This window comes from Klebsiella sp. Shm-1 (assembly GCF_040804525.1).
GTDB lineage: Bacteria > Pseudomonadota > Gammaproteobacteria > Enterobacterales > Enterobacteriaceae > Klebsiella > Klebsiella pneumoniae.
Genome location: NZ_CP161823.1, coordinates 2929298 through 2950387, shown reverse-complemented (window position 1 = coordinate 2950387; position 21090 = coordinate 2929298). Strand labels below are relative to the sequence as shown.

Sequence of the window (21090 nt, the reverse complement as noted above, 5' to 3'; positions counted from 1 at the left end):
ATGGCTAGAGCATTATCAGCAGTTGAGCGGAGAGAGTACGTCCGCGCAGTGATTCGGATCACCAGGCATCAGGGGCGCCTAACGACCACTGAGGCAATGAAAAAGCTGGGGCTGAGCCGCGCTACTGTCCAACGGTATTTTTCCGAAGCAGAAGCGACTGGCGAGGTTGTCCGGCATGGTCGTTTGGGGCTGTTCCGCGATCATCGGGCTGTCATCGACTTTGACATGAAGCGTTTTGGCCTGGTGCCGAAAGCTGCTGTTGGGATGAATTACAGCCTGCTTGGCAGCCCTGTATTTCAGCGCGTTTTGGATGTGCAAGAAGTAATTTCTGCGGGTAAACCGATAGCCGCCCCGCAGGAGGTGAAATAGTGGATCCTTCACTGGAATATGCCTGTAAGCGAATTCTGGAGCTGGAGCAGTTGTTGCTGGTGGATGTTCCTGAAACCGTTTGGCCCGCCGAGGTTGCAATGGTTCTGTCTCAAGTTGAAAGCGCCGGGATTCTCCAGGCGCACCACAAGCAACGACTGCAGCACCATATCAACAGAATGTGGCTCGAAAAAATGCCGGTACCGTCAATTATCGCCGCGGCCCGTTCGCTGGCCTGCGCCATGGAGAAATACGTGTGAGAGAGAGCGAAATCATCGTTGATAACTTTGCCGGCGGCGGCGGGGCGAGCACGGGCATCGAGATGGCGATTGGGCGCAGCGTTGATATTGCGATTAACCATGACCCCAACGCCGTTGCTATGCACACAACGAACCACCCTGATACGTTGCACTATTGCGAATCTGTGTATGAGGTTCGCCCTAAGGTTGCGACTGCCGGCCGCCGTGTCGGACTGGCCTGGTTCTCCCCGGATTGCCGCCACTTTTCCAAAGCGAAAGGGGCTAAACCAGTTGAAAAAGCGATTCGTGGGCTTGCTTGGATTGTTCTGCGTTGGGCGCTGGATGTTGGCCCGCGGGTAATGATGCTTGAGAACGTTGAAGAGTTTAAAACGTGGGGGCCACTACTGGCGGCGGAAATGCGTCCGGATCCGGACCGCGTTGGCGAAACGTTCTTGGCATTCGTCGGCATGCTGACATCCGGAGTTCCTGCGGATCACCCTGCGTTGTTGGAATGCTGCGAATTTTTGGAGTTATCGACGGATAGCGAACAGGCGATGCGTTTGATTACCGGGCTGGGCTATGACGTCGATTATCGCGAATTGCGCGCCTGCGACTACGGCGCGCCAACTATCCGAAAACGTTTCTTCATGGTTATGCGACGGGACGGGCAGCCGATAGTCTGGCCGGCAGCTACTCACGGGGATCCGAAATCGCCGGCGGTGATTTCTGGCAAACTGGCACCATGGCGCACAGCTGCAGAATGCATCGACTGGTCAATTCCAGCGCCAAGCATTTTCAACCGCAAAAAGTCTCTGGCAGAGAATACGCTGAAGCGGATCGCGCGCGGCATCCAACGCTTTGTTATCGAGAGCGCGTCGCCGTTTATCGTGAAGTGCAATCACACTACCACTAAAGGCAAATACGATTGCTTCCGGGGGCAGGCTCTCTCTGAACCGCTGCAGACGATTACGAAAACCCACGGTTTTGCGGTCGCAGTACCACACCTGACAAAGTTTCGTAACGGCGCCACCGGGCAGCCAGTTACCGAACCGGTACCAACGGTGACGGCTGGCACGTCCAAGCGCCCGGGCGGGAATGGTCATGCGCTGGGGATTGTTGAGGCGGGCCTTGTCCCGTTCCTCGCTGGCAACGGTGGCAGCGAATACCAGGCTAAACCGCGCCCGCTTGATCAACCTGCTCACACCATCCTGAAAGAGTCCAGGGCTTGCATTGTGGCGCCAGTCATTGCCCGCCAGTTTGGAGCCAGCATCGGCCACCGGGCGGACGTACCAAATGCAACTATCACGGCGGGCGGTGGCGGCAAATCGCAGTTGGTGACGCCGACGCTGATTCAGATGGGATATGGCGAGCGCCCAGGGCAGGAGCCGCGCGTGCTGCAACTGGACAAGCCTCTGGGTACTGTTACCGCCGGCGGAAACAAATTCGCGACGGTGAGCGCGTTCCTGGCGAAGCACTACGGAGGAAATTACACCGGACCCGGTGTTGGGTTGGATGAACCGACACATGCAGTGACGACAGTTGACCATCATGCAGTAGTTGCGGCGCATCTTATGGTGAACAATACCGGGCATCCTGGCGGTTCCGTGGAATCTCCTGCGCATACGGTTACAACTGGCAATCACCACGCCGTTATTGCTTCTCACCTAGTTAAGTTACGTGGTACTTGCCGTGACGGACAGCGGACTGATGCACCGATGCCGACCATTACCGCTGGTGGTCAGCACGTCGGGGAAGTTGAAACCACTCTCGCTGTTGAGCATTACGACGAAGAGCGCGCGCAACAGGTGTTAGCGTTCCTGAAAGAGTACTGCGGAGCCGATAGTACCGGGCTGGTGGAAATCGCCGGGGTAACTTACCGAATCGTTGATATCGGCATGCGTATGCTTCAGCCGCATGAGCTGTACCGGGCGCAGGGCTTTCCGGAGTGGTACATCATCGATCGGGATTACCGCGGGGTGAAGTATGCGAAGGATAAGCAGGTTGCACGCTGCGGCAATGCCGTTCCGCCCCCGTTCGCTGAGGCGCTGGTTAGGGCCAATCTGCCGGATCTATGTCAACAGAAGGGAATGGCTGCTTAATAAACTTCTATCAATTCAACCCGCGCTGGCGGGTTTTCTTTTTTGTCCTGGTAAATAGGGGGTTGCACACTACACAAAATGTGCATCTTATGACTCAGTAGTTTTTTCTGCTACACCAATGCATCTGAAATTAATTAAATTCTGAAATTGGCCTTTTCCATTTGCTCGAGTGAAATAGGGGCTTGTACGATACACAAAATATGCCGTCGACAACCGCGCAAAGCTTTTAACTCCGTTAGCCATGAAAGTTAAACAAAACTCCCAAACTTTCAATTTCGATAATCTCTTTTGAAAATAGGGGCTTGTAGGACGATCTTCATCTGCCATCATATCTTCCGTTACCGTGAAACTTTCACATGTAAGTGATTTAACATTAATTTATACTGTATAAAAACACAGTATATGGTTTTGCTTCCGGGAGGTAGGGATGCGCAATGAGAGTGATGAGTACTACGATCTGGTTAAACGTTCTACAGGTGAAGTTGTTGGCAGCATCAGGGCAGCAGGCCGGGTTCTGGTATACACGGCAAATGGTATGACTTCTATGCGACCACTGCTTGAGGATGAGGGAGTATTTAATCTCAACGCAATGACCAGTTTTCTGCATCGCCTCGGCTACCGGGTTATCCCGCCTTCTGATAATATGAAATCAACGGCCTGAACAACCGTTGACCTACTGCGCCACGGAGAGAAACCATGGCGCAATTGCACTTAATAAAGCAGTCACAAGGTTTACTGATCCCTGCCACGCAGGAGACCAGCGATTTCTTGCAATCAAAATGCAAGCTCGGCGCCGTTCTGGAGGCCGACTTTAAGCTTGTCCGCAATCCGGCGTTTCACCGCCGTTACTTTGCTTTACTCAATCTCGGCTTTGAATATTGGGAACCTACCGGCGGGGCGATTTCGTCTAACGAGCGCAGGCTTATCACAGGTTACGCCAAATACCTTGCTGCATATGGCGGGAGTGAATCGGCGTTGCTTGATGCCGCCGGGCAATATCTCGACCGGATAGCTGAGAAGCGATCCGGCTATATCAGTATTTGCAAATCCTTCGATGCTTACCGGGCGTGGGTCATCGTTGAAGCCGGCCACTATGACGCCATACAGCTGCCGGACGGCACGCTGAAAAAACACCCTCGCAGCATTTCTTTCGCAAGCATGGACGAATGCGAGTTCCAGGAACTGTACAAAGCATCGCTGGATGTTCTCTGGCGGTGGATCCTCTCTCGTTCATTCAACAGCCTGCAGGAAGCTGAGAACGCCGCCAACCAGCTTTTAAGCTTCGCTGGGTGATGCCGATGAAACACTCATGGTTTCAGCATCCCGAATGCACTGCGGAGCAGGCAGAACAGTTGGTGTCCAGATATCAGGCGCGTGGCATCGTCACCGAGAAAAGCCTTAACCCGGATTATCTGAGCTGGACGGTCAGCGCCAGGCTGCCGGTTTGTGCTCGACCGGAGTATACGCCGCGATCACTTCGTCAACGGATTTGGGGGTAAGCATGGCTAATCTTCTCAAAGCGGCGCGCGGCCGCGAATGTCAGGTTCGTATCCCGGGCGTCTGCAACGGTAACCCTGAAACCACGGTATTGGCCCATATCCGCATTGCTGGATTGTGCGGGACCGGGATTAAGCCGCCTGATCTGATCGCCGCTATCGCCTGTTCATCCTGTCACGATGAAATAGACCGCCGCACGCGCCTGGTAGATGCGGAGTATGCGAAGGAGTGCGCGCTGGAGGGAATGGCCAGAACGCAGGTTATCTGGATGAAAGAGGGGCTGATAAAAGCATGAACCAATATCGAATTTCATTACCCTGGCCACCAAGCAACAACCGCTACTACCGGCATAACCGGGGGCGCACACACATCAGCGCGGAAGGGCAGGCATACCGCGACAGTGTCGCCAGAATCATCAAAGACTTGATGCTTGATATCGGCCTTTCCACGCCACTGAGAATCCGTATTGAGTGCCACATGCCGGATCGCCGGCGCCGTGACCTGGACAACCTGCAAAAAGCTGCATTCGACGCCCTGACGAAATCGGGTTTCTGGCTCGATGACCAGCAGGTTGACTACTACAGCGTGAAGAGAATGCCTGTCGTCAAAGGTGGGCGGCTTGAGCTAACCATTACCGAAATGGAGGCCGCATGAGCCGTGACGTTATCGAACGCATCCGCGACCGCTGGCAAAAGCTCCGCCTCCTGCGTAGCCGCGGCACCGTGCTGGTTGACTACAAAATATTACGCAATTTCGTCCGTATCTATAAGCGCCTGGGAGAAGAAGCATGACAGCTCAATACTTGGAATTTGTTCGCCAGCAGCTGATAGTGGCCACCGCCGATCTGAGCGGCGCGACGAAAGGGCAACTGGTGGCTTTCGCAGAAAATGCGCAATTCACCGCTACGGCGCGCAGCCGGGGAAGGAAGAAGGTTTATAGCGAAGTAAAGCAAAAAATGGTTAACCCGGATGGGCCGCCGATGAGCGGCAGCCAGTCCCGCGCTAAGGGTTCATCAATCGCTCTCGTTCTGCCCGTTGAATATTCGACGGCAAGTTGGCGACGGGCTCTGCTGTCGCTGGAAGACCACCAGAAAGCGTGGCTGCTGTGGAACTACAGCGATAATATCCGCTGGGAACACCAGGAGACGATCACCCGGTGGGCATGGGGGCAATTCAACGAAAAGCTGGCCGGCGTGCGCATTGCAAAGAAAACAGTCGATCGCCTGCGCCAACTTATCTGGCTGGCCGCGCAGGATGTCAAAGCCGAGCTGGCAGGGCGGGAGGCGTATGAATATCAGGCGCTGGCGGAGCTGGTTGGTGTAGCAAAGTCCACATGGACAGAAACCTACCTCCCTCATTGGCTGGCGCTGCGCAGCAGTTTTGTGAAGCTTGATAGCGACGCTCTCATATCGGTAACGCGATCACGTTCACAACAAAAGGCGACAAATTTAGATGTAAGTCTTGCAAAACCGAACTGAAAGGCATATATTTCATGTAAATCTGATATCGTCGCCATAGCTTCGATTGTCGACACAAAGAATTCAAGCCCGAGGTTAACGCCTTGGGCTTTTTGCTTTCCGGCGACACGACAGGGGTATTCGCGAGATGCATTGCATCAGTACCCCTGTCACATCGTCGTAGAGCATTGAAACGAGTTTCATCAGATGTTAAATTTTTGGTGTGGTGAATCCCCCTATGCGGAGGGGCATTGCCAGTCTGATATGTTTTTTTGCGCATTGCGAGTCGTCTGTGGACTGGCGGCGACTTACCGGGAGGCACCCGGCACCACACCTAATAAAAAATGATGATAGCTGTAAGGCCCACTTCGGTGGGCTTTTTCTTTGGGCAAAAAAAAGCCCGCATGGTTTCATGCAGGCAAGGCAGTTACATTTAGATTTTGTCCCGGTATATGTTTTTTGTCCGGAAGTCGAAAGATACTGTCTCGAATACATTTTGTAAATAACGGATTCAAATCACAAGGCCATGCATTTGCATGGCTTTTTTATTATCAGGTCCCGCAGGAATCATCATCGACACGCTTCGTTGTTAAATCCAGCCTGACGGGCCTGACCCTTTTCAAACACACAGCTTCCCGATCTTCCATCGGAGGCGGTAACTATGGCTAAACGTATGCAAGACAAAGAGAGCATTGCCGGGATGTCCTGGCTGGTTCTGCTGATCATTGCTTGCTGGGGTGGACTTGTCCGCTACCTGATAGATGTGAAGCAGAGCAAGGCAACATGGAGCTTGATCAATGCTCTTGCCCAAATGGTGGTTTCAGGGTTTACCGGCGTTATTGCTGGCCTGGTGAGCATTGAAAGCGGACTGAGCATTTACATGATACTGGCCACTGCCGGTATCAGTGGTGCTATGGGTTCCGTAGCGCTCACGTATTTCTGGGAACGAATCACCGGAGTAAAAGCACAATGACAGCAGATCAGATTATCGAGGGGATCCTCGGCAAGGAGGATGGTTATGTCGATCATCCGTCGGATAAAGGCGGGCCGACCCGCTGGGGCATCACGCAGACCACCGCCCGTGCACATAGCTACACCGGTGATATGCGGAACCTGCCCAGGGAAACAGCAAAGCAAATCCTGCTGAGCGATTACTGGACCGGCCCCCGGTTTGACCAGGTGGCAGCTCTATCTACGTTACTGGCAGATGAGCTTTGCGACACTGGCGTGAACATGGGGCCATCTGTAGCCAGTAAGTTTTTCCAGCGCTGGCTGACCGCAATGAATATGCGCGGAAAGCTGTATCCCGATCTGATTCCGGATGGCGCCATTGGTCCCCGAACCATCACCGCGCTTAAGGGATACCTTTCCGCCCGCGGGAAAGAGGGTGAACAGGTTCTGTTGCGTGCGCTGAACTGCAGCCAGGGTGCCAGATACCTCGAACTGGCGGAGGGCCGCGAAGCCAACGAGGATTTTCTCTACGGCTGGGTTAAGGAGCGTGTCCTGTGAAGATGATCATTTTCGCTTTGCTTGTGCTGGTGGCTGTGCTCGTTCTGTTACTTCTGCGCAAATATACCCGGCTGGAGTTCGTAGGGCATGCCAGCTTGCTGCTGAAAACGTGGTCTGTAAAGCTGGGAGCTATCGGCGCGCTGGTTGGTGTATGGGCGCAGTCGTTCCCGGATGCTGCGCTGCACGCCTGGGCGGTGCTGCCGCCGGATATCAAAAACATCCTGCCGCCAAACATCGTTGCGTTGATTAGCCCTGCGCTGGTGGTGCTGGCCGTACTATCGCAATACGTACGCCAGCCAGCATTGAAAGAAAAGGCCGACGAACTGAAGGAGCAGCAATGAGCTTTGAAATTATCGCGGGACTGGTGGTCGTCATCCTGGGTGCTATTGCTGGCGCGTTCGGCATTGGTCATGCTCGCGGGGCCAGTAAGGCGAAAGCCAAAGCTGATCAGCAACGTACCGAAGAGAACGCCGCTGCTACTATCGCCGCGGCAGAACGCCGTGCTGAAGTCACGAAAGGGGCCAGCGATGTACAGGAAGACGTTAAGCGTATGGGCGATGACGATGTTGATCGGGAGTTGCGCGAAAAGTTTACCCGCCCCGGTAGTCGTTGACACGGCCTGCAGCTGGGTGCGGATCATCTACCTGACTGACCACGATATCGATGTGTTGGATAAGCAGACCAAGCGTGACATCCTGGCGCACAACAAAGCAGTGCAGGCCAATTGCTCGCAGCTCACAGAGAAGGGTTCCAGGTAATTCAGCTACAAACGCAGAACACTTTAGGTATTGAAATTTACATGGCCACATGAACAAAAAATCAGAATACGAGACAACAGAGCGCTGAAAAATGAAAAGTTGGTATCTAAGTCAGGTGCATTAAGGCACTATGGATTTTCAATTCCTTCTATCTAAGAAGCTGCCCATGACAAGAAATTCACTCCCTCAACTTCCGCATGGTTATCGATACGGTGACGAGCACTCTATTCACCCTCATTGTGATGGGGATTATTTAGCTCCGCAGGGATGTGTTATCAAGTCCGTTAACCTTGTAGATGGGGTGGTTATTTATGTGCCCATCCAACGCTACATCAAGCATCTAGATCTTTGGGTTAATGCCGAAGGAACTGTCGAATAAATTGTTAGTTACCGGCCTCGTTCGGGAGAGCTGAGAATTGCCATCAAAAGACCAGCAGAGATGCCTGGTGCTCTGGTTGAATGTTCCGGCAAGTTGAAAATGATTGGTTCAATGAGCTCTTTCGATATTTAAATGCTATCGATAACTTAAATGAAGCTATCATCACGTTATCACTGCCAGCCAACACCAAAACGGCAGTGGTCAGTTAAAAAGCAGAAAAGCCTCTCCCGGGTGGCTCCTGAGAGATTTTAGTTTTCTAACTGGTGCCAACCAAAGGTCGCATTTTTTATGCGACCTTTTTTATTGTGCGTAACAGGCATCCGTAAGGAAACCGTTCAGCTTGTACACACGGCAAAGATAAATGCAAAAGCATCACAGAGGCTATTTTGTCGAATGGCTTCGATAATACTCCCCACATCGCACAGAGGTAAGACATGTCAGAGATCACTGCATCCGAGCAAATCCGCCTGGATATCATCAAGAAAGTTAATTATGACACCGCAGCGGCCAAGCTGGCCATTGACTGGGTAGGCGACAGCTATCTGAAGTCTGAGCTATTCGCTGACTCTTTCGATCGTGTTTTCACGGAAAGTGAGATTGTCTCGAAGACCCGTAAGGCAATCCAGGAAGCGACCGAAGCGCTGGCGCTGTTTGATACTGCCGCTGAGAAGGTCAGCTAAGGCATTACAGCAGGCATTCATCGAGTGCCTGTGATAATGTTAAAGCTCCTGTATAAGGGGCAGTTGTATGATATCATGCAACGAAGCAACCAAGCTATGGAAAGTCCGGGTAATGGTTTGGAGTGAATGTGACGTTTAGCAGCGGTGGTATAAATGGCTACTTTTTCCTGTTGCTTAGTATGTGGCCAGTGCTAATGGTTTTATTCCTGGGATTGTCTCCTGCATTTTACGGTGTGTTAATGCCTAAAACGGCAATTGCTTGTCTGGTGATCGCTGCAGCCTTTGGCATTGGTGGGTGGTTCTATGGATTGTGATCTAAGTAACATTTGGTCAGGTTATAAACTGGTATCTGACCGCATTACAGCAGGTATTCATTGAGTGCCTGTGATAATGCCCGTCAGACAATGGACTGATATCATTGTCTGTTTCTCCCGGTGTATTTTGAAATACTCAATACTCTCATAACGTCTCTGCCTGCCAACATCAGAACGCCAGTGGTTAGTTAGCCGGATAGATGCACCTCTCTCTGTTGGCTCCTGAGAGATTCTTTATACGCTGGTTGGTAGTGACCAAAGGCCGCATAATTTTGCGGCCTTTTTCATTTCTGTAAAATGAAAGTCCTCAGGCGGTTAACGATGCTCTGGACCATGGAAGTGATCTCCACCATGTCCGCCGCTATGAGGCCCAGGGGGAAGGATACATCCTGAAAGAGACAGCGCACCACAGATCACAAAAACAGCAAGCATAATTCTTTTCATAATAACTCCTGAACTAAAGAGCCTTGATTCCAAAACATAAAAGTGAATATTTTATGGAGAATCAGTAATTCCTTTTTCTCCCTCACGTTAAATAGGAATAATCCATGGCAAAACCGGACTGGGGCGAGCTTCAGCGACGGTTCCTGTCCGATCATGCCGCAACCGGCGTATCACCGAAGGATTGGTGTGAAGCGCAGGGACTGAATTACGCTACTGCCCGCCGATACATCAAGAAACCCACTGCGCAAACTGCGCAAAAACCTGCGCAGAAGAAACTGCGCACTGCGCAAAAGGAAAAGTGCGCAGAAGAGCTGGTGGATGATGATGGCCTCACCGATCAGCAACGTTTATTTGTCGCAGAATACCTGAAGGACCACAACGCCACGCAGGCCGCTATCCGTGCCGGGTACAGCAAGAAGACTGCTGAACAAATTGGCTATCAGCTGCTTCAGAAAACTTCAGTTGCGCAGGCCATTGCGCAGCAGCAGAAAGCATCCATTATGCGCACGCTTGGCAGCGCTGATGAAGTGCTTGAGCAGATGTGGCGGCTGGCAACATTCGACGCCAACCAACTTTCTCAGTATCGCCGCGGGAGCTGCCGTTACTGCTGGGGCTTCGGTCACCAGTATCAATGGCGCGATGCGGTTGAGTTCGAAGAGAAGCTGGCTGAGGCTTTAGCGAAGAAAGGGAAAGAGCCAAACGACAGAGGCGGCTACGGTTACGACCATACCAGCTCGCCTAACCCGAAATGTCCTCGCTGTAATGGTGATGGCATCGGCCAGCCTTTCTTCGCCGATACGCGCAAGCTGGCGCCGGATGCTGCGCTTGCCTATTCCGGTGTGAAGCTTGGTAAGAATGGCGTTGAGATAACCGCCATCAGCCGTGAGCGCATGTACGAGGCGGTGATGAAACGTCTCGGCCTGGCTGACAGTGAGTTCGCCCAGCGTCTACAGCAGATTGAAATCGAGCGCCGGCAGCTGGAGATCGACAAGCTCCGTAAAGAGCTGGCCGCTGACCCAGAAGATGACGAACCAACGCCAGTTGCGATCAATATCAACGTAGTCGATGCGCGAGTGAGGGAAGAGGATGGCGATAGCTCCGACGCTTAACGTTCCCCAGGCTCGTTTTCTGGCTATGCAGCAGAAGTTCAAAGCCTATGTAGCTGGTTTTGGATCCGGTAAGACATGGGTTGGCTGCGGTGGAATATGCAAAGGGTTCTGGGAGTTCCCCAAAATAAACCAAGGCTACTTTGCCCCGACTTATCCTCAGATCCGCGATATTTTCTACCCCACGGTGGAAGAAGTTGCTCACGACTGGGGACTGAAAGTCAAAATCGTTGAAAGCAACAAAGAGGTCCATTTCTACAGTGGGCGCCAGTACCGCGGCACGACAATTTGTCGGTCGATGGAAAAGCCCGACACGATAGTAGGCTTTAAAATCGGCAATGCGCTGGTGGATGAACTCGACGTTCTGAAAGCGGATAAGGCGCGTCAGGCGTGGCGAAAAATAATCGCGCGTATGCGTTATAAAGTTGATGGTCTGCGTAATGGCATTGACGTGACTACCACACCTGAAGGATTTAAGTTCGTCTATAACCAGTTTGTTAAGGCTGTGAGGGAAAAGCCTGAACTGAGGTCGATGTATGGTCTGGTACAGGCTTCGACATTCGACAACGAAAAGAACCTGCCGGATGACTATATTCCTTCGCTTCTGGCGAGTTACCCGCCGGAATTGATCAAGGCATATCTGAACGGCCAGTTTACTAACCTGACCAGCGGCACCATTTATCATCAGTTCGACAGAGTGCTGAATAATTCCAGTGAGGAAGAGCAGCCAGGTGAAGCGCTGTATATCGGGATGGATTTCAACGTCGGGAAGATGGCCGGGATCGTCCATGTATTGCGGCTCGGCTTACCACACGCGGTAACAGAGATTATCAACGCTTACGATACGCCAGACATGATACGCATCATCAAGGAACGTTTCTGGCTGTATGCCGACGGTGACTACCGTAAGGTCCGCGAGATTTATATTTACCCGGATGCCTCTGGTGACTCCAGGAAATCAAACAACGCCAGCAAAACAGATATTGAGCAACTCCGACAGGCCGGATTTAACGTCATCGTTGATGATGCTAACCCGCCGGTAAAGGACCGCATCAACTCCATGAACGCCATGTTCTGCAATGGTAATGGTGATCGTCGGTACAAGGTGAATGTGGCCCGTTGCCCGGTCTATGCCGACTGCCTGGAACAACAGGTGTGGGATAAAAACGGCGAGCCGGATAAAAAGAGCGATAACGATCACCCCAACGATGGCGCCGGTTACTTCATTGTGAAGCAATTCCCAATCGTTCGACCTGCATTCTCTATTTCACTGGACACGACATTCTGATGGCCAATAACGATATTACTTATGTTCGCCCTGAGGTCAGGGCGGCGATGCCCGTGTGGAAAAAAATTCGTGACGTGTGCAAAGGGGCTGATGCTGTAAAGGCCGCCGGGAATGAATACCTCCCTTTTCTGGATCCGTCCGATAAGTCTGCACGCAATAAAAAGCGCAATGCTGATTACATTCAGCGCGCCGTTTTCTACGCGATAACGGGCAATACAAAAGTGGGTCTACTGGGGCTGGCATTCAGAAAAGACCCGACCATGACCGCGCCGGATAAACTGAATTATCTTCGTGACAACGCCGATGGTGCTGGTGCCAGCATTTATCAGCAGTCCCAGCAGGTTACAGAAAATATTCTGGAGGCCGCGCGCGAGGGGCTTTATACGGATTATGCAGCTGAGACCGACGAGGCGATCATCCTTCGTTATCAGGCGGAAAGCATCATTAACTGGCGCACCAAACGCATCAATGGACGTGATCAACTGGTGCTGGTGGTTTTACGCGAATGCATGGAAAAGGAAGATGGTTTTGCGTACGAGGATGAAATCCAGTATCGCGAACTGGCTCTGGAGAACGGAAAGTTTGTCTGCCGGGTATGGCGAAAGTCAGCTGACGCAGGCTCTTTTTCCGTCACTTCCGAGTATCATCCTAAGCCAAAAGGTGAGGATTTCTGGGATGAGATCCCCTTTACCTTCGTTGGTGCGCAGAATAATGATCCCACCATCGACGAGTCGCCTTTAGCCGCCCTCGTTGAAATTAACCTTGGCCATTATCGTAATTCGGCAGATTACGAAGACAGCGTATTTTTCTGCGGTCAGGTTCAGCCGGTGATTTCCGGTCTTGATACCGCCTGGCGTGACTGGCTGCAGGATAAGGGAATTCGTGTCGGTTCTCGTTCTCCATTCCTGCTGCCGAAGGAGGGGAGTTTTACCTATGCTCAGGCGCAACCAAACACCCTGGCTAAAGAGGCGATGGACAGTAAGCGTGATTATTCTGTTCAGCTTGGCGCCCGGCTTATCGAGCAGAACGGCGCGGTTAAAACCGCCACGCAATCCAGCGGCGAGCAAACCGCATCCACATCGGTGCTCGGCATTTGCGTTTCCAATGTCTCGGAGGCCTATACGCTGGCGCTCGGCTGGTGCGCCAGATATCTCGGCATTAAAGGCGAGGAATATCGTTACAGCATCAATCAGGAGTTTATCGCCAAAGTCGCAGAATCCGGCATGGTAACGGCAATCGTCAATGCCTGGCAGTACGGTGCGATTCGCGACACTGATATGGTCAGAGCTCTGCAGAGGCTTGACCTGATAGATCCTGCTGACGACCCTGAAACTGTCATTGACGCTATTCGTAACGGCGCGCCTAACCTGATTGGTGGCAATAATGGCAACGGCGAATGACAAACTGCAGGATGAATCCATAGCCCACGCTATATGGGTTAGTCGCTACAGCACCGGCGTTGCCAACAGGATGATAAAAGTTCTGAATGACAGCGACGCCGAACTTACCGCCAGGCTGCTGGTGGCTATCGATACGCTGGATCCCGAGAGCTTTACCGTTTCGCGTCTGGAAGCGTTACTGGTCAGTGTCAGGGCGATAAATAAGGATGCGATTCAGTCGATGTATGCAGCTCTTACTGCCGAGTTGCAGGAACTGGCGAAGCACGAAGCCACTTTTCAGATGAGCCTCTTCAAGTTTGCTATTCCCGACGATGTTCTTGCTCTTCATCCGCTGGTGGGCATCTCCCCGGATGCGGTTTATGCCGCGGCGATGGGGCGTCCATTCCAGGGACGTTTGCTGAGTGAATGGGCCAGCAACCTCGAAGCTGATCGGATGGCGCGGATATCCAATACGGTGCGGCAGGGATTCCTGCTGGGCGATACGCAGGAGCAAATCGCAAAAAAGGTCCGTGGTCATGCTAATCGTGGTTACCAGGATGGTGCGCTGCAGATGAGCCGGGCCAATGCAGCCAGCATTGCAAAAACGGCAGTAGGGCATCTTGCATCGACAGCCAGACAAAGCTTTGCGTCGGCGAACGACGACATTCTGAAGGGTAAGCAGTGGTTATCTACTTTGGATAACCGGACATCAAAGGATTGTCGGATCCGCGACCGTCTCAAGTACACGCTGGATAATAAACCGATAGGGCACAAGGTGCCTTATCTGCAGGGACCTGGAAAAATCCACTTTTGCTGTCGGAGCACTGAAACTTACATCCTGAAATCGTTCGAGGAGTTGGGTATCAAAGTCGGCGAAATCAAGGACAGCTCGCGCGCCAGTATGGATGGACAGGTTCCGGCTGATACGACTTACCAGGACTGGTTCTCCCGGCAGTCGTTCACGCGACAAGCTGAGATTGTCGGAGAAACGCGCGCCAGGCTGATTCGTGATGGCGGCATGTCTCCCGATGAGTTCTACAACGACAGGGGCGAGTGGCTGACGCTGGACCAGTTGCGCTCAAAGGATGAGCAGGCATTCAGAAACGCCAGGCTTTAACCAACATATCTTATTCAATCAGGCTGCCTTCGGGCGGCCTTTTTTATTGGGCCAGGCCCACAGTAACTATCCCAAGGGGACAACATGCTTATTCGTAACATGCTCATTAAATATTATTCGGCAGCTGGTGGTGAAGGTGGTGATGGCGGTGGATCGGGTAGTGGTGCGCCCGAGATTACGCCAGAAATCCAAAAGCTGATCGATGAGCAGGTCAGTGCTCAGGTTTCAGGCCTGAAAAATAAAAATAGTGAGTTACTCGGTAAGCTCAAAGAGTCCACTGAGTCGCTTAAGCGTTTTGAAGGTATCGATCCTGACGCGGTGAAAACTATTCTCCAGCGTTTCTCTGATGATGAAGAGGCGCAACTGATCGCCGCCGGGAAAATTGACGAGGTACTGGATAAACGCACTGAGCGGCTACGTGCTGATGTTGATAAGCAAATCAAAGCCGCTAATGAACGCGCTGAAAAGGCGGAAGCGTTCTCCAACAAATTCCGTGATCGTGTCCTGGGTGATGCTATCCGCAGTGCAGCGCTTAAGGCAGGCGCGCTGCCAGAAGCATCCGACGATCTGATTCTTCGTGCTAAAGGCACATTCCAGCTCAACGACGAAGGCGAGGCCGTAGCAGTTGATGCAAATGGCGATGTTCTGTTCGGTAAAGACGGCAAAACTCCGCTCACCCCGGTTGAGTGGGCTGAATCTCTGAAAGAGACGGCCCCGCACCTGTTCCCGCGCGCCGAAGGCTCCGGGGCTGGTGGTCATAAACCCGGTGGCGGTGGCGGTAGTCTGAAACGTTCAGAAATGAGCTCAAGCGACAAAGCGGACTACATCCGCAAACATGGCCAGCAGGCCTATCTCAAATTGCCTAAGTAAGGACTAATCAATGCCTACGACCGTAAACAGTGACCTGATTATCTATGACGACCTCGCGCAGACTGCGTTTCTTGAGCGTCGCCAGGATAATCTGGAAGTCTTCAACGCCGCTTCAAACGGCGCAATCATTCTCGACAACGAACTGATCGAGGGTGATTTTCGCAAGCGCACCTTCTATAAAGTTGGTGGTTCTATCGAATCGCGCAACGTTAACTCCACCGACCCGGTAACGGGTAAAAAAATCGGTGCCGGTGAATCTGTCAGCGTTAAGGCGCCGTGGAAATACGGCCCGTATGAAACCACTGAGGAGGCGTTTAAACGTCGGGGTCGCGACGTTAGCGAATTCTCCGAGGTGATCGGCGTCGACGTCGCTGATGCAACGCTTGAAGGTTATATCAAGTATGCCCTACAGGGTCTTGTTGCAGCCATTGGCGCAAATGCTGACATGACGGTATCCGCGGATATTGCCACTGATGGTAAGAAAACGCTGACCCGTGGCCTGCGTAAATACGGCGATAAATTTAACCGTGTTGCGCTGTTCGTTATGCATTCCACGACCTATTTCGACATTGTTGATCAGGCTATCGACAACAAAATTTACGAAGAAGCTGGCGTGGTGGTTTATGGCGGACAGCCAGGCACGTTGGGTAAACCGGTGCTGGTAACTGACACCATGCCAGTTGATGCGATTCTGGGGCTGGTGGCCGGCGCGGTATCCGTAACGGAATCACAGGCCCCGGGCTTCCGTTCCTACGATATCAACGACCAGGAAAACCTTGCCATTGGCTATCGCGCAGAGGGTACGGTCAACGTTGAACTGTTGGGTTACAGCTGGGATGAGACGAAGGGCGCTAACCCTGACCTGACCAAAATCGGCACCGGCGCGAACTGGAAGAAACATTTCACCAGTAACAAATCCACTGCAGGCGTACTGATTAAGCTGGAAGCCCCTGCGGGGGAGTAACCCTGTCAGTGGATAAAACTTCCGCAACTGCTGACAGTACCGACGCGGTGACCGTTTCGCTCAAGTACACCAGAAATGGTGCAGGAGTCTCCGGGGCATCTGTGGCGTGGACGTCTACAGGCGGCACGCTAAGTGCTTCGACGTCACAGACAGGGTCTGCTGGTGGCTCGACGGTGAAACTCACCTCTCCTACGGCCGGCTCCTTCACGGTGACGGCTACCGTTGACGGTGTGGTGAAAACAACTGAAGCGATTGCGTTCACTGCTCCTGCGGGTGGTTAACCGACGGGGCGAAAGCCCCGTTTCTTTTGGTGAGGATCCGATGACCGTTTATATAACAATCCAGGACGTTGACGAGTTGCTGGGGGATACCTGGACTGCCGCCGACAAAAAGGGTAAAGCCGTGCTCCAGGCAAACACCTGGATGACGGCGCTTAACCTTCAGGATATCGACCCGGAGCATATTCCTGAAGAAGTTAAGCAAGCCGGAGCGTTTATCGCTTCCGTAGCCGCTGCAGGCAATCTGTATCAGCAAAAAACAGATTCCGGCGTGGTGACGAGCAAAAGCGTTGAGGCCGACGATGTGAAGGTTTCCCGCACTTTTGCCGAGCTTTCAACCACCAGCACTGAATTACTCGATCCTGATTTGCAGCTGGCGCTGGATATGCTCAAACCGTGGATGATTAACCCTTTCCAGACGTTCTTTGTGAGGGCGTGATATGTCCGATTTGAAGGTGGTCCCATTTCAAAAGCCCAGCCATCACAGCCTCGATAACGACCAGGTTATTCGCCTGCTGAAACAGGCTCTGGAGAGAGCCGAAAACGGCGGCTGCCACAGTGTCGCAGTGATACTGCTTGATGATGAGGGTAACGCGATTGATTGCTGGCATAACGGTGGACGCCCCTATGTGATGGTTGGCGCTATGGAGTCGCTTAAAACCGACTTTATCCATGCTCATATTGAGCGGCGGTAAGGGGGTAACATGCAAAATCCATATGTGCATTATGCCGGCGACGGGCTCGGTCCCCGCGATGTGTTTGTGAATGGAAACCCGATCAGACATGTCGTTTACGCAAACCAGGCAAAGGGTGTTGTAGAGTTTGCTCCGCTCCCGCTGCGGGTTAAGCGCAATGGCGAAATTTATACCCGCAAACTCCACGGTACAGTGATCGTTAAACCTCAGCAGCGTATTGGTGGGTGCAATGGGCATTCGTGACGAGCTGCAAACCGAAGTCGCCGCGGCATTCGATACCGACCTGCAGGATGCCGTTAAGGATTTCACTGGGTCATATACCGTTCGGGGTGCCTGGGACCCGGTGACGGAAACCGGCACTGAAACGCAGGTGACTTACTCGGGGCGTGGAGTACTGGCGCGCTATAAGCTGCGCCGTATCGATGGCGTTAACATTCTGCATGGTGATGTGAAGCTAACCGCACTGGTTAACGAGGTGACTGATAAGCCGGCCGTCGGGCATATCATCACCGCACCGGATCCGGTTACGGGTGAGCTTCAGCGCTACGAGGTCATCACCGCTTCTGCCGACTCTGCTGGCGCTGCGTACTCCATTCAACTGCGGAGGGCGTGATATGGCTAAGGGCTGGAACATTGACCCGGCGGCATTCGCCGGGCTGGTGGCAGAAGATGTCAAACTACGCCAGCGGACAATCGCCATTCAGCTGCTGAATGAAATCGTTCGGCGGTCGCCGGTAGGAAACCCGGAGCTGTGGGCCATTAACGCGACCGCGGTTCAGTACAACAAAGCTGTTGGGGAATGGAACGAATCTCTTTATGCCGATCCTGCCAACCTGACAAAGACAGGCCGTCTCAGAAAGAAAGTCCGTGTTAATGACAGCATGGATATCAGGCGGCCGGCTGAGTATCGCGCAGGAACCTTCAGGGCATCGCATTTCGTCAGCATCGGCGAACCTAATCATTCCGTCCCGACCGAACCGGATCCGCGCGGGACAATGACGTTTCTTAATGGCAAAAATATCATTGACCAGGCGCCAGCCTACTCGGTGATTTACATCCAGTCGAACCTGCCTTACTCCGTGCCTCTGGAGAATGGCCACTCAACACAGGCGCCGACAGGCGTCTATGCCGTCTCGTTTAATGGTGTTATTCAGGCCTACAAATGACCCTTACAGAAATCAGAAACGCTGTCATTTCCCGAATGGCGGCACAGACCGCTATTGCCTCTGATGCGGTGGATTATCCGAATGGCCCGGTATTTGACCCCAGTAACCGCGATATCTGGACCCGACTAACCAACATTGCTGGGCAGGCTGGCGCAACCGAGATCGGGGACGGGCCGGTAGTCCACAGGACGGGCTTACTCATCATTCAGCTTTTTGTTCCGGTCGGTTCCGGGACGTTGCTTATCTCCCGAACGGCCGATCAGCTAACGGAGCTATTCGAGTTTAAGGATGACGGAAAGCTGAGTTATTTCGCTGTTTCTGCTGTGCCGGCGGGTGAGACCGATGGCTGGTTACAGCTCAATCTTCAAATTCCTTATCGCGCTCTGTAGCGCACAAAAAACAGGAGGCTCCTGTGAGCTCAGGTGCAAAAGTAGTAGCCGCGTTTATTCGCGAGACAACGCCAGGAATCACGCCTACAGCAGGGGCGTGGAACCTGCTGCGTCGTTCTTCATTTGGTCTGAAACCAACGCAGAACACCAACGACAATGACGAAATCGCTGGTGACCGCATGGCGCAAGGTGTTTCACGCGGCACAGTGGATGTCGGCGGCGATGTCGGCACGCGGTTTCGCTGGAACCAGCATGATGATTTTCTTGCCAGCTGCTTCGGTTCCGAATGGCTAAATAACGTGCTAACGATGGGTAATGGTCGCATTACGTTCTCCGTGGCGACTTTTGCCAGTGATGTGGGGATCGCCCAGATTGCCCGCGGTTGCCAGGTTGGCACCTTCCAGATGGAAATCCCGGCCGATGGTGATATCACTGCAACCATTACGTTTGCAGGGCTGGACTGGGAGACGAAGGGGGACGATACCAGCTATTTCACCGCGCCGGTGGATTTAGCGGGGGCGCTGCGTTACTCCTTTAAAGAGGTCACGAACATCCGGCTAAATGGTGTTGATGGCGGGACAGGTTTCTGCGTCGACACCTTCAACATCCAGTTCAACAACAATATGCAGACTCAGCGCTGCATTGGTACCGGTTCGGCATTCGCCGGCGCAAACATTCCGACAACCTTTACCCCGTCAGGTCAAATCACGCTGTCATGGTCAAAGGCTGCCTGGGAGGTTTACAAAAAAACGTTCACCGGCGAAACGGTGCCGTTTAGCTTCACGCTGGAGAATGCTGAAGGCGCCTATACCTTCGATTTCCCGGAAGTGCAGATCTCCGGCGACTGGCCGGATGCGGGGAGCACTGACATTGTTCAGGTTCAGCTGGATATCACCGCGGCCAATACTCCGCCAACTATCACCCGCGTTCCCAAAGTGCCGGCGACGGCAATCAGTGTTGCGCCAGCCACTTCAACTGGAGCAGTGGGATCTACTGTGACGTTAACCGCCACGCTTACGCCAGCTGATTCAACTGATACCGTCCAGTGGACGTCATCGGATCCGACTATCGCCAGCGTGGTTTCTACCGGGCAGAAAACAGCGAAAGTCACACGTAACGCAGCCGGTACTGCAACCATCACCGGTAAGGCCCGCACCTTTACCGCAACGTCTGAAATCACCGTTACCGCGCCTTAATTTACCTGGCCCGTTCTGCAGTCATCGCGGAACGGGCTTTTTTGGGAGTCTTTATGCTGATTATTTCTTCTCAAATTGATTTGAACGGAGAACGCTGGTTTTACCCTTACAAAAAGCCAGCAGGAAGTAAAAAGAAATTCACGCCGGAAGACGAGGCGCTATTTAAACTCCGTCTGCTGGTGGCCAGTAGCGAGAATCCACAATACCGCTCACGCAATGCGCTGGTGCGGCGCCATATCGACAAAATGGACGCGAGCTACCAGGTCGGTACGGATGCTTTCGATCTCGCCAGTGTGGGCGAGATTGACTCGGTTGATGATCTTCTCATCGACAATTGCGCGCGCTTTCTTCTGAAAGACTGGGAAGGCGTGGGGGAGCTGGTGGATGGTACGGAGACGGCGGTAGCGTATACACCGGAGCGTGGTGTTGCGTTACTGAAGCAAAACCCCTCTCTGTACTGGCTTATTCTGGCTGAGGCGGCGAATATTGCTCAGGGTAAGGAGCAGCAGACTCAGGAAACCGTAAAAAAGCCATAGAGGCCCAAAAGTGGCTAAAGGAATTCGCCGGCGAGCAGGGCGAGAAAGCAAAGTGGCGCAGGGAGAAACTAAATCTCCCGCCCATTCAGGAGCCTGAAATCGATGCAGTCACTGGGGAGATCCTCAACGCTTACGCCATGATATCGCGCGGCAGGAAGTATGCCGGCATGGCCGGAGTGCCGCTCCCTCTATCCCTGAACGATATCGAGCTTTACCTGGCATCGCGCACCATCCTGATCGACCGCATTGAGTTTGACGCAGCCATACTGGCTCTCGATGATGCCTGGAGGGCTGAGTGGGCAGAGGCACAGAAACGTGCAGCGGATAAGAAAGGAAGTAACTGACCTACCATTAATGGTGGTCCA

General features: G+C 52.9%; 33 protein-coding genes. All 33 read left to right on the top strand.

The genetic code is table 11. The annotated features are described in order from the left end of the window. On the top strand, positions 1–369 hold the full coding sequence (locus tag AB1E37_RS14540) for a DUF977 family protein (RefSeq protein ID WP_071003301.1): 369 nt from the start codon (positions 1–3) through the stop codon (positions 367–369). After that, positions 369–626 carry a hypothetical protein gene (locus AB1E37_RS14535; RefSeq protein ID WP_023279098.1) on the top strand — a complete coding sequence of 86 codons (258 nt, stop codon included), beginning with the start codon at positions 369–371 and terminating at the stop codon, positions 624–626. The genes AB1E37_RS14540 and AB1E37_RS14535 overlap by 1 nt, the downstream gene beginning before the upstream one ends. After that, positions 623–2704: a DNA cytosine methyltransferase gene (locus tag AB1E37_RS14530; protein WP_273665807.1), complete on the top strand. Its 2082-nt coding sequence runs from the start codon at positions 623–625 to the stop codon at positions 2702–2704. Before AB1E37_RS14535 ends, AB1E37_RS14530 begins: the two co-directional genes overlap by 4 nt. A gap of 427 nt (positions 2705–3131) precedes the next feature. Beyond that, complete coding sequence (locus tag AB1E37_RS14525) at positions 3132–3365, top strand: hypothetical protein (protein ID WP_048337681.1); 234 nt, start codon at positions 3132–3134, stop codon at positions 3363–3365. 35 nt (positions 3366–3400) lie between these two features. Then, the gene (locus AB1E37_RS14520; protein ID WP_023322448.1) at positions 3401–3997 is read left to right on the top strand and encodes a DUF1367 family protein; all 597 of its coding nucleotides are present in this window, start codon (positions 3401–3403) and stop codon (positions 3995–3997) included. Continuing rightward, on the top strand, positions 3997–4203 hold the full coding sequence (locus AB1E37_RS14515) for a hypothetical protein (RefSeq protein ID WP_072000763.1): 207 nt from the start codon (positions 3997–3999) through the stop codon (positions 4201–4203). The genes AB1E37_RS14520 and AB1E37_RS14515 overlap by 1 nt, the downstream gene beginning before the upstream one ends. A 2-nt stretch (positions 4204–4205) precedes the next feature. After that, complete coding sequence (locus tag AB1E37_RS14510; protein ID WP_273665811.1) at positions 4206–4496, top strand: DUF1364 domain-containing protein; 291 nt, start codon at positions 4206–4208, stop codon at positions 4494–4496. Beyond that, positions 4493–4855, top strand: a complete 363-nt coding sequence (gene rusA / locus AB1E37_RS14505) for a crossover junction endodeoxyribonuclease RusA (protein WP_004177081.1) — start codon at positions 4493–4495, stop codon at positions 4853–4855. The genes AB1E37_RS14510 and rusA overlap by 4 nt, the downstream gene beginning before the upstream one ends. Next, positions 4852–4992: a YlcG family protein gene (locus AB1E37_RS14500; protein ID WP_023279926.1), complete on the top strand. Its 141-nt coding sequence runs from the start codon at positions 4852–4854 to the stop codon at positions 4990–4992. Before rusA ends, AB1E37_RS14500 begins: the two co-directional genes overlap by 4 nt. Beyond that, complete coding sequence (locus AB1E37_RS14495; protein WP_040225582.1) at positions 4989–5678, top strand: bacteriophage antitermination protein Q; 690 nt, start codon at positions 4989–4991, stop codon at positions 5676–5678. Before AB1E37_RS14500 ends, AB1E37_RS14495 begins: the two co-directional genes overlap by 4 nt. 652 nt (positions 5679–6330) lie before the next feature. Continuing rightward, the gene (locus AB1E37_RS14490) at positions 6331–6630 is read left to right on the top strand and encodes a phage holin family protein (RefSeq protein ID WP_024940884.1); all 300 of its coding nucleotides are present in this window, start codon (positions 6331–6333) and stop codon (positions 6628–6630) included. After that, a complete protein-coding gene (locus AB1E37_RS14485) occupies positions 6627–7166 on the top strand; it encodes a glycoside hydrolase family 108 protein (RefSeq protein WP_273665880.1) in 540 nt (179 codons plus the stop codon). The genes AB1E37_RS14490 and AB1E37_RS14485 overlap by 4 nt, the downstream gene beginning before the upstream one ends. Continuing rightward, positions 7163–7507, top strand: coding sequence for a hypothetical protein (locus tag AB1E37_RS14480; RefSeq protein ID WP_004190674.1), 345 nt, complete (start codon positions 7163–7165; stop codon positions 7505–7507). Before AB1E37_RS14485 ends, AB1E37_RS14480 begins: the two co-directional genes overlap by 4 nt. After that, a complete protein-coding gene (locus tag AB1E37_RS14475) occupies positions 7504–7779 on the top strand; it encodes a hypothetical protein (RefSeq protein WP_273665879.1) in 276 nt (91 codons plus the stop codon). The genes AB1E37_RS14480 and AB1E37_RS14475 overlap by 4 nt, the downstream gene beginning before the upstream one ends. Continuing rightward, positions 7730–7924: a hypothetical protein gene (locus AB1E37_RS14470; RefSeq protein WP_019405025.1), complete on the top strand. Its 195-nt coding sequence runs from the start codon at positions 7730–7732 to the stop codon at positions 7922–7924. Before AB1E37_RS14475 ends, AB1E37_RS14470 begins: the two co-directional genes overlap by 50 nt. An 813-nt stretch (positions 7925–8737) precedes the next feature. After that, on the top strand, positions 8738–8983 hold the full coding sequence (locus AB1E37_RS14465; protein ID WP_004218558.1) for a DUF2560 family protein: 246 nt from the start codon (positions 8738–8740) through the stop codon (positions 8981–8983). 128 nt (positions 8984–9111) lie between these two features. Next, positions 9112–9297, top strand: a complete 186-nt coding sequence (locus tag AB1E37_RS14460; protein ID WP_004244013.1) for a hypothetical protein — start codon at positions 9112–9114, stop codon at positions 9295–9297. Positions 9298–9845: 548 nt separating this feature from the next. Beyond that, a complete protein-coding gene (locus tag AB1E37_RS14455; RefSeq protein WP_058330843.1) occupies positions 9846–10850 on the top strand; it encodes a terminase small subunit in 1005 nt (334 codons plus the stop codon). Then, on the top strand, positions 10828–12135 hold the full coding sequence (locus AB1E37_RS14450; protein ID WP_004190663.1) for a terminase family protein: 1308 nt from the start codon (positions 10828–10830) through the stop codon (positions 12133–12135). The genes AB1E37_RS14455 and AB1E37_RS14450 overlap by 23 nt, the downstream gene beginning before the upstream one ends. Continuing rightward, positions 12135–13535 carry a DUF4055 domain-containing protein gene (locus tag AB1E37_RS14445; RefSeq protein ID WP_008807834.1) on the top strand — a complete coding sequence of 467 codons (1401 nt, stop codon included), beginning with the start codon at positions 12135–12137 and terminating at the stop codon, positions 13533–13535. Before AB1E37_RS14450 ends, AB1E37_RS14445 begins: the two co-directional genes overlap by 1 nt. After that, a complete protein-coding gene (locus AB1E37_RS14440) occupies positions 13519–14631 on the top strand; it encodes a phage minor head protein (RefSeq protein ID WP_273665878.1) in 1113 nt (370 codons plus the stop codon). The genes AB1E37_RS14445 and AB1E37_RS14440 overlap by 17 nt, the downstream gene beginning before the upstream one ends. A gap of 84 nt (positions 14632–14715) precedes the next feature. Next, positions 14716–15501, top strand: a complete 786-nt coding sequence (locus AB1E37_RS14435) for a hypothetical protein (protein WP_016946679.1) — start codon at positions 14716–14718, stop codon at positions 15499–15501. Positions 15502–15511: 10 nt separating this feature from the next. After that, positions 15512–16465, top strand: a complete 954-nt coding sequence (locus AB1E37_RS14430; protein WP_004190653.1) for a major capsid protein — start codon at positions 15512–15514, stop codon at positions 16463–16465. Between the two features lie 8 nt (positions 16466–16473). After that, positions 16474–16746, top strand: coding sequence for an Ig-like domain-containing protein (locus AB1E37_RS14425; protein ID WP_142689607.1), 273 nt, complete (start codon positions 16474–16476; stop codon positions 16744–16746). Between the two features lie 40 nt (positions 16747–16786). Further along, positions 16787–17182 (top strand): hypothetical protein, encoded by a 396-nt coding sequence (locus AB1E37_RS14420; RefSeq protein ID WP_004217348.1) that lies wholly within the window; start codon positions 16787–16789, stop codon positions 17180–17182. Position 17183: 1 nt separating this feature from the next. After that, positions 17184–17438: a hypothetical protein gene (locus AB1E37_RS14415; protein ID WP_004217346.1), complete on the top strand. Its 255-nt coding sequence runs from the start codon at positions 17184–17186 to the stop codon at positions 17436–17438. Positions 17439–17447: 9 nt separating this feature from the next. After that, the gene (locus AB1E37_RS14410) at positions 17448–17681 is read left to right on the top strand and encodes a hypothetical protein (protein WP_004190646.1); all 234 of its coding nucleotides are present in this window, start codon (positions 17448–17450) and stop codon (positions 17679–17681) included. Then, complete coding sequence (locus AB1E37_RS14405; protein WP_004217344.1) at positions 17668–18051, top strand: hypothetical protein; 384 nt, start codon at positions 17668–17670, stop codon at positions 18049–18051. Before AB1E37_RS14410 ends, AB1E37_RS14405 begins: the two co-directional genes overlap by 14 nt. A gap of 1 nt (position 18052) precedes the next feature. Then, complete coding sequence (locus AB1E37_RS14400; protein ID WP_004217343.1) at positions 18053–18604, top strand: hypothetical protein; 552 nt, start codon at positions 18053–18055, stop codon at positions 18602–18604. Beyond that, entirely contained in the window at positions 18601–18993 is a 393-nt protein-coding gene (locus tag AB1E37_RS14395; RefSeq protein ID WP_217873724.1) for a phage tail terminator-like protein, read from the top strand. Before AB1E37_RS14400 ends, AB1E37_RS14395 begins: the two co-directional genes overlap by 4 nt. Positions 18994–19016: 23 nt before the next feature. Next, complete coding sequence (locus AB1E37_RS14390) at positions 19017–20189, top strand: phage tail tube protein (RefSeq protein WP_004217341.1); 1173 nt, start codon at positions 19017–19019, stop codon at positions 20187–20189. Between the two features lie 53 nt (positions 20190–20242). Further along, positions 20243–20725 carry a hypothetical protein gene (locus AB1E37_RS14385; RefSeq protein WP_004226994.1) on the top strand — a complete coding sequence of 161 codons (483 nt, stop codon included), beginning with the start codon at positions 20243–20245 and terminating at the stop codon, positions 20723–20725. A 167-nt stretch (positions 20726–20892) separates the two neighbouring features. Continuing rightward, entirely contained in the window at positions 20893–21069 is a 177-nt protein-coding gene (locus AB1E37_RS14380; RefSeq protein ID WP_004217335.1) for a hypothetical protein, read from the top strand. Positions 21070–21090: the final 21 nt, after the last annotated feature.